The 13,791-nt window shown below is 36.4% G+C and carries 10 protein-coding genes and 1 pseudogene; 1 reads left to right on the forward strand and 10 read right to left on the reverse strand.

Features of this window, described 5'->3' with window-relative positions; genetic code table 11:
• Positions 1-350 precede the first annotated feature (350 nt).
• From B9T24_RS02950 to B9T24_RS02960, 3 genes are read right to left on the reverse strand one after another with little or no spacing between them, the layout of a single operon-like run.
• Positions 351-1,346 carry a tyrosine-type recombinase/integrase gene (locus tag B9T24_RS02950; RefSeq protein ID WP_086164408.1) on the reverse strand — a complete coding sequence of 332 codons (996 nt, stop codon included), beginning with the start codon at positions 1,344-1,346 and terminating at the stop codon, positions 351-353.
• The gene (locus B9T24_RS02955; RefSeq protein WP_086164409.1) at positions 1,343-1,819 is read right to left on the reverse strand and encodes a hypothetical protein; all 477 of its coding nucleotides are present in this window, start codon (positions 1,817-1,819) and stop codon (positions 1,343-1,345) included. Before B9T24_RS02955 ends, B9T24_RS02950 begins: the two co-directional genes overlap by 4 nt.
• A complete protein-coding gene (locus B9T24_RS02960) occupies positions 1,812-2,927 on the reverse strand; it encodes a protein kinase domain-containing protein (RefSeq protein WP_171264825.1) in 1,116 nt (371 codons plus the stop codon). Before B9T24_RS02960 ends, B9T24_RS02955 begins: the two co-directional genes overlap by 8 nt.
• 394 nt (positions 2,928-3,321) lie before the next feature.
• Between B9T24_RS02960 and B9T24_RS02965 the strand changes: the two are divergent.
• Positions 3,322-4,054 (forward strand): annotated as a pseudogene (locus tag B9T24_RS02965) (Fic family protein).
• Between the two features lie 40 nt (positions 4,055-4,094).
• Here B9T24_RS02965 and B9T24_RS02970 read toward each other — a convergent pair.
• From B9T24_RS02970 to B9T24_RS03000, 7 genes are all read right to left on the reverse strand, one after another.
• Positions 4,095-6,278: a TonB-dependent receptor gene (locus B9T24_RS02970; protein WP_086164411.1), complete on the reverse strand. Its 2,184-nt coding sequence runs from the start codon at positions 6,276-6,278 to the stop codon at positions 4,095-4,097.
• Between the two features lie 206 nt (positions 6,279-6,484).
• Complete coding sequence (locus B9T24_RS02975) at positions 6,485-7,075, reverse strand: GNAT family N-acetyltransferase (protein WP_086164412.1); 591 nt, start codon at positions 7,073-7,075, stop codon at positions 6,485-6,487.
• A gap of 36 nt (positions 7,076-7,111) precedes the next feature.
• Positions 7,112-7,729 (reverse strand): RraA family protein, encoded by a 618-nt coding sequence (locus B9T24_RS02980; RefSeq protein WP_086164413.1) that lies wholly within the window; start codon positions 7,727-7,729, stop codon positions 7,112-7,114.
• Positions 7,714-8,529 (reverse strand): (2Fe-2S)-binding protein, encoded by an 816-nt coding sequence (locus B9T24_RS02985; RefSeq protein WP_228145680.1) that lies wholly within the window; start codon positions 8,527-8,529, stop codon positions 7,714-7,716. Before B9T24_RS02985 ends, B9T24_RS02980 begins: the two co-directional genes overlap by 16 nt.
• Before the next feature lie 19 nt (positions 8,530-8,548).
• Positions 8,549-10,474, reverse strand: a complete 1,926-nt coding sequence (locus B9T24_RS02990) for an IucA/IucC family protein (protein ID WP_086164414.1) — start codon at positions 10,472-10,474, stop codon at positions 8,549-8,551.
• Between the two features lie 13 nt (positions 10,475-10,487).
• Entirely contained in the window at positions 10,488-12,329 is a 1,842-nt protein-coding gene (locus tag B9T24_RS02995) for an IucA/IucC family protein (protein ID WP_086164585.1), read from the reverse strand.
• A gap of 23 nt (positions 12,330-12,352) precedes the next feature.
• The gene (locus tag B9T24_RS03000; RefSeq protein ID WP_086164415.1) at positions 12,353-13,789 is read right to left on the reverse strand and encodes an MFS transporter; all 1,437 of its coding nucleotides are present in this window, start codon (positions 13,787-13,789) and stop codon (positions 12,353-12,355) included.
• Positions 13,790-13,791 lie beyond the last annotated feature (2 nt).

A 13,791-nucleotide genomic window follows, 5' to 3' on the forward strand; every position in this document is an offset into this window, starting at 1 on the left:
CCAACGGAGAATAAGTTTTACAATCTAAAGGTTTATAAAAATTAACAATATGAGCTGTCTTATCATCTATCAGAACTTGATTTAGAACTTTGAGATATCCTTGCTATCCAAAATTAAATATCCTGTATATAACTCAGTTGAATAGATCATAAAATCACTAATATCATTCGAAACTGCATCATATATTTTAGAGCATAGTTCACCGTCATAGTTTAAGTCTGCATTCAAATATCCATTCGATAACAAATGCATCAGTGTGAATCGATTGCTATTTTGACGAGTAACATTTTTGAGGTATTTAATAGTCTCCTCATAATTCAAAAACATTATTAATTTCCCAATTTTTTGAATTAAATAACTTTCATATTCGCTAACTCTTCTAAATGGTCGGCATACCATTGCATCATGCTTGCCCTGCCCTGTAGGTACTGAGCCTTGTTATATACGCCTGCCACGCCGTCCTTAACGTGAGCTAAAGCTTGCTTAGGTAAAGGCACAACATGCTCACGGCGTTTCTTCATGCGTTCCTCTGGGATATTCCATAAACCCTGTTCTAGGTCAAACTCATCCCATTTAGCCCCTCTTAGCTCAGTAGGGCGACAAAACAGCATAGCCAAAAGCTGTAGCCCCATACGGACGTCCATAGTTGGATAATTATTAATAGCTCGGATTAAAGTCGGCAATTCTGCCTCACTCACATGGGCCATATTCTCTTTTTTGCCCTGCTGTAGATGCTTCTGAATGCCCTCTAGTGGGTTGTAATCAATTCGCCCTGTGACCTTTGCATAATCATAAATATCACGGCACATGGCCCGAACACGGCTTACCTGTTCATATATGCCCTGCTTCTGCTGAATACCTTTTAAATGATTCATCCATTCAATAGGTTTTATGCTGGTGTACAAGCGTTTGCCAAAAACAGGAAATACATGCTTTTCTAATGCCCCCTTATTTCTGGTCATAGTATCATGCACCCAAGTATTCACTTTGGTTTCTAGCCATTCTCTAGCCAATACATCAAAGGTTGCATTGTGATGATCAAGTTCTTGGCGTTTACGTTCTTGCTTCGTAATGATTGGATTATCGCCGTGGGATATATCTAAGATTATTTCGGATGCTTTCTTTCTTGCGCCTTTACCCGATAATTCGGGGTAAGTACCAATGCCAAGCCATGACCACTTGCCATCTGCCTTTTTATACCTGAATAGCCATGCCTTCTTGCCATCAGGCTTTACACGAAAATATAGACCCTCGCCGTCTAACTCCCGATATTCTTTTAATTCAGGTTCAAGGTTAGCAAGTACGGTATCTGACAAAGGACGGCGTTTGATATCTGCTCTTTTCATAAATCCTCCAGAAGAAAACTATCGCAATACACCATAATTTCACCTAAAAAATCAGGAGATATTAATTCTGGATTATCTATTAATTGATAATTTGACTCTTCTAATAGAAGAGTCAAATTACGAATATCAGCATAACCATCCGACAGGATTAATAATTTATAATCGTCATATAAATCGTGATTTTTTGAACTATAAATATATTTTGAACCTACTGGAAAGGAAATTATCTTAATGACAGCATCTTCTGATTGAGCATATGAAATAACACTCTGTTGTTGAGTTCCTACAAAAATAGTACTTGATCTTGCTTTTATACCAAATTTATCCATGAACCAATTATCAATGATAATATGGGCATCTAGAGGCATATGAGTTGGTGTACGAGTTCCATCAATAAATGGATTTTGATGTGCTCCATTTGGAATAGGTCTTGCAAAAGCTCGATAGAACTTAATATTTGAATAATTAATCATAAGACAATGTATCTCCTAAACGTGTCATACCTTTGGCATCTAAATAATGCCAACCACCTCTTATAAACTTTAGATACTCTGAATCATCAGAATTTTCAGGGAGTTCATAACCTTTTAAGAAAGTTAAATATAAAGACAAGCCTACATTCCCATCACTAGTCCGCTGATCAGGATCTACTCTTAATAAGTATTGAAAAATATTTTCTAATAACTGAGAGTGCTTATAATCTATATTAAAAAACTTACTGTGAATTTTAGAGGAAATATCTAATTGAAAATGATTACTTCTTAAACTAGTGACATAATCCTTAATGTTCTTAAAATCAAATAAATCTTCATTAAAAAAAATTTTAAATCCAATTAAACCTAATGCCCATGAATCATAATTCCATGATTTATCAAATATGTGATTATCTTTACACTTATAGTTTCTAAGGTATTCAGGTGGAGTGGAATATAAGGATGTTGTTAATCTTCTAGTACTACTTTCACGAATTTTTTTTAAATCATTACCATTTAAATCACTTATAGCTTCAACATACTCTGAGTAACTTTCACCAAAATCAACCACTTTAATTTGAGGGTTAAATGCTTGATCTTTTAAACGAGCATATTCAAAATCCTCATCAATCACCATAATATTGGAAGGGTGTAAATCTCTATGTGTAATCCAACCACTAAGTGGAATCAATGCATTAGCTACTCTATGAAATAATTGAACCTTTTCTTCAAAGCCTTTATGTTGGTAATCATTAATGACATCATCTAAAGATCTTCCTTCCAACCACTCAATAACTACATATCCACCTAGATTATTTTTAAATAGTTTAGATTCAATAAAATCGATGACAGCATTTTCATCATAAACATAACCTTGCCTAGCGATAAGTTTATGAATAGCGATTTCATTTCTGAATTTTAAAAATTCTATTTCATGTCTGGGCAACAAAAAAAATTTAATAAAAACTTCTTTTTTTAAAGCATAGCTGTACGCTTTATAGGAATGAGAATTCCCGCCATGGTTGAGGGCCCTAATTAGTTTATATTTCCTACTAAAACCACTTTCCCCTAAACCCTTTAATAATTTTTTTAAAATTTTAATTTCCACGTGTACACTATAGCTAGTTATGTTTGGTTATGTTCAGGCATAAAAAAAGGCTTAACCCCTTTAGGATTAAGCCTTTCAGTTCCAAGACTTGGCATATTTTGCCATGTTTTGGAAGGTATTTGGTGGAGGTGGCGTCAATTGAACTCAAAACCCAAACCATTAATTCTTAAGCCGTTTCATTGAATAAAAAAATTCATTGACCCAATTTTGACCCAAATTAGATTTAGTGCATTGAATCACTAAACAATCTTGTTCAAATCCTAAGACAGGATTTGAAATGGTGAACCAATATTACCACTTTTACAATCAATACAAAATGTAATGATATATCGTTATATTTTTTGATATTTCTTTTTCATGTATTATCAACTAAGACAAATTCAGGGATAAGGTAATGTTTGAAACTATCGATGATTTAAAGAAAAAATTAGATCAACATCGCCCCCTCTCTCATTCAATTGTAAAAAATTTATAAGAAGACCTTATTCTTCGCTGGACTTATCATTCAAATGCAATTGAAGGTAATACACTTACTCTACTAGAAACAAAAGTAGTACTGGAGGGTATTACTGTTGGTGGGAAGGCATTAAGAGAACACTTCGAGGCAATTAATCACCGTAATGCAATCTACTACGTTGAAGACATCATTAGAAAAGAAGAACCTTTTTCTGAGTAGCAAATCCGCAATATTCATCAACTCATCTTAAAAAACATTGATGATGATAATGCTGGACGTTATCGTCAACAAAACGTATTAATTGCGGGTGCTACATCTACCCCACCTGACTATACCTTGTTAAATTATAAGATGGCTCAATTAGTAGATTGGTATAACAGTGAAGCACATCAGCTTCACACTATTGAACGAGCGGCTAAAGTACATGCTGATTTTGTTGGCATTCATCCTTTCATTGATGGTAATGGTCGCACCTCTCGTCTACTCATGAATTTAGAACTAATGAAAGCGGGCTATCCACCTTGTGTGATTACTGTTGAAAATCGCTTAGCTTAACTATGAAGCTCTTGATCAATGGATGGCTTATGGGAAGACTGAAGCTTTTTTCAAACTGGTTACTGATGCAGTTATGGAAGGATTTAAACCTTATCAAGTGGTTTTGGGAATTTAAAAAGTATCCGCAGAATTTACGGATACTTTGATCGCAAAGATTAATAATTAATTGTATAGCTTAATGCAAAAGTACGGCCTTCCGCAGGTATAGCTAACAATGCATTCGCATTGGTGACTGCTGCTTGTTGGGCAAATACCGTTTTATATTGATTGCCCCAAACATTGTAGACACCAAAATCCACACGACCTTTAGCCACAGGGAAATGTGCCAATACATCCATTGTGGTATAACCTTTAATCTCTGCGGCACTATTACTATCTGTTAAGCCTGCTGCTTTTAATGCTTGGTCATCTTGATAAGCTTTATCTGTTCCTTTAATGGCTTGCATTTGTGCACGGACACCATAGCCATCATTATTATTCCATTCAGCAAACAGTGTGCCTTTCATCGGAGAAACAGCAAAGGCATTTAATTCATGCCAATTATTTGCTGCATCTTTATATTGCCCGCGCGTATACCCTAAAGTACCACCCACTTTATAGTTTTCCATAAATGGATAACTGACATTTGCTTCGGCACCATAAACACGTTGATCGGTATCGACAATATTCACTGATCGGTCTGAGTTGAACTGAACTACTTTATCAGATGTATTATAGAAACCTGTTAAACCTAAATTTAAACCCTCATCTTGATTTAAGCGCCAACCCAATTCATAGCTATTGACCGTAATCGGTGCAATGCCTGAAGTTGTTAATGTATAAGCAGCAACATCCCGTAGCACACGCTGTACATCGGGATAGCTATAACCTTGTGAGAAATTCGCATAAATTTGTTGAGCATCGGTCAGTTTATAGACTGCACCTAAATTAAATAAGAATTTATCAGAATCTGTCGAATCGGCAGCCATTAAAGTATAAGGTTTACGTGCAGTTAAATAACTGTCTGTGTCTGCCTGAACATATTGGTAACGTACACCAGTTTGAATATTTAAGCGATCTGTTAAAGCATAGTCGCCTTGTAAAAATGTCCCAATATTTTGAATTTGTGTGTCTGGCCCTGAACCTTGTGTTTCACCCGTTGCGGTATAGACCAAACCATTATTAGTCGGTTTATAGAATTCGGCCCATTGATGGTCTTTTTCCCAATCGTAATCTAGACCATAAGTCAGTTTTAAATCACGTTCTGCAACTTTAAGATCAGATTGAACCGTAGAACGAATACCCGCATAGTCCACATTGGATTGGCTTTGTTTTACATCAACACCATCAGCCGAATAACCATAAGGAACAAAGCGGGATTTTTCATTGCGGTAATACGCTTCGACATTCAAAATTTGCCCAAGGAAATTTTGGTTTTGATACTGAGTATTAAACGCATAGCGCTCTGTAAATGGCTGATTATCTAAACTCCAGCCTTTAATCGCTTTATAAGAAGGCTCGGTTTTTGTTTTTAAATAAGAATAGTCAGGCCCATATTCTGTATCTTGTTCATCTTTATAATATTGAGCGCCAAAACTTAAGCTTTGATGGTCAGTTAAATTAAAGTTTAGACGACTATTTACATCAATAGTATCGGTATCCATAGTGCTGCCTTGCCACGGACTTAATGAAATACGATTACCATTGCCATCAAACTGAGAACCTCGGCTGGTATAGTCTAAACCTAAGAAACCATCCACTTTGTCATTGGCAAAAGAAGCAGTTTGTCCAACCTGATACGCCAAGCTATCACCACGGAAATTATCAGCCGATGTCATACCTAGCTTGGTTTGAAAAGCAACAGGTTCTGATTTATCCGCACGTTTAGTAATAATATTAATAATCCCACCTGTTGCCCCTGAACCATAAATACTGGTTGCACCAGAAACAACTTCAATATGATCAATCATATTCGGACTAATACTATTGAGCTGACGTGCCACATCACGAGAACCAGTTTGCGATACACCATCAATCATGACCAGCACATTACGCCCTCGCATGGTCTGACCGTAATTACTGGTTGTTCCACTACTTGGTGCTAAAGAGGGTACAAGCTGTGCCAAAATATCTGCGACTTTACGACCTGCCCCAGCCTGTTGAGCAATTTCCTCACCACCAATGGTTTGAACGGTTCCCGCAACTTCTGCAATACTTTTAGGTGTACGTGTTGCAGTCATTATAATTGTAGGAAGCTTCACATCTGTTGCTTTTGTTTCTGCTGCAGTAGCTTCATCCGCATAGAGATGTGTACAAATGGCTGTGGTCAGCAGGCAAAGACTAAAGTGAGACAGACGCATTATTATTCCTTGAATCGTAAGTATTAATGTTGGTGCAAATAATAATCATTATTGTTATTAATGTAAAACTTTTGTTTAAATTTTGATGATTTTTAACAGTGATTTACTAAACTGTTAATACAAATAAAATCGATTTATATAATGCGAATTTAAAAAATGTCCTAACACAGCAGGATCTTGAAATATATAAGTGAAGATCAGTTATTTTAATGTGGAGTGAGTTTTCCACATTTTTCATAAAATTTTTCTCTAAAACAATGATATAAAATGGCTGTTTTTTCTAACATTTGAATGGTCTTTTGTGCTTCAAATGCAATCTCTTCTGCCACATATTCATAAGATTTCACATTTTCATCTGGCTCCCCCACAATTTTTCCAGCAGGTGAATGTTCAAAAATGAAATAACTCATCATACGCATCACAGCTTTAAAATGTCCTTTCCCCACCACATTTTTTTCACCCAATAATATATGCCAACCTAAATCATTTTCTAAAGCGGGATAATATAATGACAACCGATCTCGCTTGGCTTCATATATTTCCAAATATCCAGCATCCTGTCCTTCAATTTGGATGATATAAAGCCGTTGATGATCATCAATCAGCATTTTCTCAAAATATACGGCTAATTCTAGTTCAGGTTTATTCAGTTGCCATTGGGGAATCACATGGGGTTCATGCATCCATTTGTAGAGTAATGGAAAATCTTGTGGCAGTGTTAATGCGCGAAGAGCATATAAAATGCCATTTTCTTGATAAGTAAATTCGTTTGGAAGTTTGGAGGATAATGTTTGCATCTAATTTATTACTCTTTTTATACCTTATATCAGTGATTAAATAGCGTGGTAATACTGTTCAAGTGAATGCTGCTTAAAGAACTGGTCACGTTTTTGTTTTTCTAATAATTCCATATTTTGAAATTTTTCCAAATATTGTGCAGCAATATCTGGTTTTAAAATAAATACACCATCTGCATCTGCAATCATTAAATCGCCTGTAGAAATAGTAGAATCAAAATATTGAATATCCTGATCAAAATCTACCAAGCTTTCTCCTTCAGACCTTGTGGTTAAACAACTTACCGTCTGAGCAAATACAGGCACTTTCATTGTCCGTAAAGCGTCTATATCTGTTACCGCACCTATAACAACAATTGCAGCCAACTGATGATAAATAGCTGCTCGATGACGTTGTTCTCCCCAACATGCACGATATCCCAGCTTCCTCGCATCTATCACCAATACATCACCGGCTTTGCTTTCTAAAAGTGCATTACGGATCTGCATCGCATTGATAGAGTTTAAGGTCACAGTACGCACAATACCTACTACATGCTGAATTGAATTAACAGCATGAATTTCTGGTAAATAGCCTGTATCTAAGACATGACCAATGGTTGAACTAGCAACATTGGCATATTGTTTTAATAAAATACTTAATTGATCTGACATGAGCTTTGATCTCTTTCTTGATCCTTTTTCACCAAAGGACAACTGCTACAATATTCATTTTGAGCTTCAGGTAGTTGAAAATAAAAACAACATTTTTTACGTTGATAGGTTTCAACGTTTGATTTTCGACTTTGTTCCAATAGTAAAAATGGATTTTGTTTTAAGCCAAAATATTCAGCAGGTAAATCAGATAAAAATTGACGCTGATTTTGAATTTTCCGCATTTGTGTTGAATTTTTTCGTTGCATCATGTCGTAAAACTGCAAAATACGAAGTGCGGTATTTTCCCAAAGCAAGAATCTCTGTACTTTTCCAACCTTACTCATTACTTCAAAAAGCTGATTTAAATCATGAAAAACTCTTAAAATAAAATCCTCATAAGCGTAATTCTGAGTACTCACAGACGTTGAAGGCAAAAATGCAGATTTAAAGTTTAAATGCCGATCCCAATACCATGTCATTTCCATTTCCACCGAAAGTGCAGATAATTCCCAAGGTAAACGAATCCGTTCAATGAGTAATGCATATAAATAGGGGAATAACAGTGGAACTGCCCAATATTTCATAAACATAGAACCTGAACAGGTCAAATTAACTGCCTGAATTCGAGTCTGAAATTCACTCAATACAGCTGCACATTGCTTTGGCTCTAATAAATCGGCAAAGCTCAGTGCATTTTTAGCATGTAAATGAATTTGAATATTGAGCTGATCTGCCAAAATCTGTTTTGCTTGGAACAATTCTAGATTTTCTAATTCCAGTTCTGGCTCAACATTCACGATAGGGATATGGAAACGCACGTTTTAGTGACCTGTTTTATCAATCGTTATAAAAAGTGCGATACTTTTTTAAAATATTACAGGTCTTGCCTACACTGCTTGGCATGCTTCCTACCCGATTATTTTGCTGCAATAATGGGTGAATTAACTGTTTATACGGCCACTGGTCTTTTTCAAATAAAAGATGTTGTAACTCAGCGCGTGCATCATCATTCAATGGCACCTCATTTAAGGTCAGTTGTAACTGTTGAGCTAAAACTTGCCACAGCTCAAATTCATCAATTTGATAATATTCAGCAATTGATTCTAAAATACTGGCCAAATTCACTTGTATACCCAGTGTTTGTAGATACAAAACCAAGTCTTCAATGGAATCGTGATAAAGCGTGATTTTAAAATCATGTGGGCTTAAGTATTGCGGATCTTCTAAACCATGCTGTTGCAGCCAAGGTAAATAAATACGTACAGAATCATGATCACGTAGCATAAATCCTGCAAACTGCCCGTGTTTTAAGACAATACACATATTTTGACCATGAATTTCACCCATTAAACCTAAACGGAATAAACGTAAATTCACATCAAAAAAATCCCGACATAAGGCTGCAAATATCTGAAGAACATTTTCTTTGCTCGCTTCCAGATGTTGCGCCTTTAAAATCAATTCAAATGGATAGATTTCTCCGTCTATACAATGTCCCAAACTTGCCATTGGGATAATTTGATAAGGTTGCTGCAACAATTCAGCAGGAATACGACGCCGTTGTGCCGCCAAATGCATTGGTCGCTCATCAAATAAAGTCAGATTATCTGGAGTTAAATTTTCAGGTTGATGAGGTAAATACGCCCACCACTGGTTTTCATCACACAGCCATAAGCGCTTTTTCAAAACATCATCTGTTTGTTTGGCGACTTGCAAAAGTTTCTGGTTTTTCTGCCCATTAATCATTTTGACAATCGGCAAAAAACGTAGTGACCCTAAAGATTTCACTGCTAATGGAAGTTTCAAACTGTCTTGTGGTTGAGACGATGATAATAAACTTCTTAATGAAGAACTGGCATACATTTCAGTGGACTGAAACTGTAAAGGAACAATAACTTGATCTGCTAGTTCTTGAGCAAATTTTTCTGAGAATACATGCTCAAATTGCCAAGTATGCACAGGTAAAGTTAAATATTCGTCATTAACTCCTTTGTGCTTTAGCTCTTGTTGTAACTGTAAATACTGATTGCTATTAAGGAAAATTTTGGCAGGTTGATGGATTTTAGGTTGTGTTACATCCTGTCCATACACCAGTTTTTCTTTTTTAATCGCAACCCAATTTAATGTTATGGGCTGTGAAAACTCAGGACTAAATTGCTGATATTCATCTTTAGAAAAACCATCTTTGAGTTTGGCTAAGGGATGATATGGACGATCCCGAAGTCCAGCATATTGCTCAAGTTGAACAAACAATTGAGCAGATTGATCTAAATGCCATGACTCTGTTTGAATCTGGTGATGAGTACTGAGTTGGTTTTGTTGCAAACTGAGTTGTAAATCAGCTCTAAACGCATTTAACTTCGCTTCTTCACAATCTGTAAAATGCCCTAAATACTGCATTGCATCAAAAAGCTCTAATACATTTAACGTATGAGATTGAAAGTTTTGATCCGTTTGAACCAATACTTGAAAAGCGGGCAATGTCGTTTGAATTTGCCAATCTTGTTTAATCGCTTGTCGCACGGGTATAAAAACAAATTCAGATAAAGTCGAATTAAATAAAACCGCAAAATAATCTTGATCTGAATAAGCCTCAAACAATGAATCAAAACTCTGTTTGAAACGCACTTTTAATCGAGTTCTAGCCTGCTGCTGAGTAAAAATGAATTGCTCAGAAATATAGCCTTCTACCAAAAAACTATTCACTAAATCAACCAATACCACTTGAGCGGTAACAGTCGGTGAAAACAACATGGTATTCATCGTTTATAACCTCTTAAACTGCTTGTTGGCGAAATAGATGAAGTGGATTATTCACAAAACGAAGTTGTACTTCACCGTCTCCAAACAAACGTCTTTTGGTTAAAGATTCAATGCAAAATTGTGGTGCAAATACATCAAATTGTTCGTATCTGCTTTGATGTTCTGGGTGTTGCTGTTGAAAAAGATGAATAATATTCGCTGCTTTTTGCCAAAATTGCTGTTCTGAAAAATTAATTTTTTGCTGTAAAGTCATTGCAATATCGCTTAGAGCCACGAAAAACAAACATGCACAACTAAAATCTCGAACAGCATTTAAATCATCAGTCAAAATAAATGACATTCGATTTGCTTTGGCATGCTCTGCGGGTAAAGCATGCAAGTCAGGATATTCATTTGGATGGGTTAAATGTTCTGGACTAAAACGAACACCATCATGGAAATCTTTTAAAATAATACGGGTTGGCCAGCCATTTTTATGCACTAAAATAATGTTTTGACCATGTGATTCTGAGCCAATCCCTTCAGCATGCAATAAGAACAAAATAGGCTGAATCACCACCGATAGAAATTGTTCTATCCATGCTTCAGTTCCATGTTCTTCTAACCACGGCTGAATGAGCAATTGTCCATCACCCTGTACATGACTGATTCCATTGAGTGGAATAGCATCTTCTTCAGGCTTTAAATAGCTATGAATACTTTCACGCCATAAACTGCCAATTGTTCCATAGGCTTGTTTCGCATGTGATATTGGTAGTTTGGTAAAATCGACAGCAGTCGCGTGAACTTCACGTAATATAGCGAAATCTAAAGACTGGGCAATCTCGCTATTTTCGATCAGACGTTGCAACCAGTCAGTAATTAAAGGCCCATTCATTGCTGCATGGGAAGCCAAAATACGTGAGCTAGACGTATTAGTTAAACTCATTGAAAGCTTGATATATGGCTTTTCAGGATGTTGTAAATTGGTCAAAGTTCTTAAAGACTGTTGAGCAATATATGAATCGCTTCCCCGACCTAAATATACGACTTTTTGCGCCGCTATTTCTTCAAAAAAAGTATGAACTAAGCTGCTTTCCCATTGCCAAGGATGAACAGGCAACCAAGTATATTCAGCTGCATTTAAATGATTCTCTGTAACCATGTGATTAAATGTTTCTACATCTTTTTCAGTCAGTTGTTGCTGTAAAAACTGATCTGCATCAATTGAGACAGATGCATTTTCTGAGAGTAATGACTGATGTATTGCTAGCCAGACTAGATGAATCGGCTGTGCATACTCCACGCCATATTTCAGATTATCTTGTAAGCTAAAGCCCACGCGCGACTTGTAACATGGGTGATAAGGATGTCCAGCCATTAAATAGGTTTCTAAAACATCATAGTTATGTTGGGCAGCAGGAAGCTGAAATTCATTTTGACAATGTTGGGATTGCACATCATGGATAAAAGTACGTTTTAACTCATAAATGAAATCTTCTAATTTCGCAGCATTGGGAATAACACGGACAATTTCATCAACAACGCTATTTAATTGTGCGATAGATCTTTGCCCTGTATGGTCTTGGCGAATGACATCTTGCTCGCTCATGCGCACTAAACCAAAGCTCAAATAATGTTTACCTGTAGCAAAGTACTGAACTTCTTGCTGATTTTGATCTTTAGCATTTATAACAAACATGCCATTTTCTATTTTCGTCGCAATAACCTCTTCATAAATCAGTGCTTGTAACAATTGTTTAATTACACGTTGCTCCACTTTCTTGATGACAGCTTGATCGGGTTGCTGCCAAGCCAACGTCGGTGCAGAAGAAAAGTTATTTTTTTGTGATAATGTTGGATGTAAATGACCCATTATTTTTTCCTTAATCATTAATTTTAAACATGAAGCTTTGGCTGTTTTTGGTTTGGAAATTTCCATGCATATGGCAATGCCAATATCGTCATGCCAGCACAGAAGAAAAACAGCTCCCGAATTACATATAGTTGTGCAATTGGTAATTCATGGTTAGATAAAAAATTCTGTGTGCGAATTTGTAGATAAAGTGCAGCAATCACTACGGCAACAGCCGAACAGAGACGCCGAAATAAGTTATTTACTGCTGCACCTTGCGTGACCAGTTCTGGATTCTGTAAATGATTTAATCCTGCCGTTGTTGCAGGCATATACGATAAGCCAAAACCCAGACCATGAATGACCATACAAAACATTAATAAAATGATGGATATATTGGCGGCCAATCCCAGCCCAATAAAGGAAATGGCCGTAAGTACCATACCGAAACTAATAAGCTGTTTTGCGCCGTGCTGATCTAAATATTTACCAGCATGTTTACTGCATAAACTGGTGGTTAATGCACTACTCATCAATAATACCCCTGTCCAAATTGGACTTAACTGCAAGGTATTTTGAATGAGCAAAGGAATGAGTAACAAACTGATAAATAAGCCGACAGTATGCACAACCGATATCATCAGACTGTAATTAAACTCACGACTTTGAAATAATTGCCAAGCAATAATGGCATCGGTTCTTTTTCGACTCGACCAAAAAAAACCAATCCCAGTTAAACAACTTAAACCGAACAACCACCAGAATGAATGCTGCTGTAAATCCTGTAATTGTTTAATCGTGCTTAAGCTCACCAATAATGAAACAATTGAAACCGCCAGTAATACAAAACCGAGCCAATCAAATTTTAAACTTGTAGCTACTGACTGTTTGGGCAAATATAACCAACCAATCGTCAAAGCAAATAAAGCCAATGGTACATTCAGCAAAAATAAAATTTGCCAATTAAACCAAACCAAAATGAGCGCACCTAACATGGGACCACATGCCAATGTCAACATGATCATTGCACCCCATAATCCTGTTGCAGCACCACGCTGTTCTTTCGGTATGACTGAAAAGATAATGCCTAATGACAAAGGAATCATCAGTCCACTTGAAAAACCTTGTAATGCACGTATTGCCAAAACACTCTCAAACTGAGAAGCGAATGCTCCACCGATTGAACTCAACATGAAAATGCTTAGTGCCGACAAATACACACGGCGTTTACCCCACCGCTGACTTAAAAAACCAGTCACCAGTAAACTCAGGCTCATAGTTAAAAGAAAAATTACAATGACCCAACTTACGGCAGCTTCAGCGACATGAAAATCTTGCATAAGCTGGGGAATAGCAGGATTAAAACTACTATTATTGATACTTACCGTACCTGTCCCAAACATTACCGAGATCATTACCCAACGTTGTGACATTAAAGGATCAGAAGCTGTGAAAGAGTCTGACTTAGATATTTCAGTCATGT

Source organism: Acinetobacter sp. ANC 4654 (assembly GCF_002135425.1).
GTDB lineage: Bacteria > Pseudomonadota > Gammaproteobacteria > Pseudomonadales > Moraxellaceae > Acinetobacter > Acinetobacter kyonggiensis.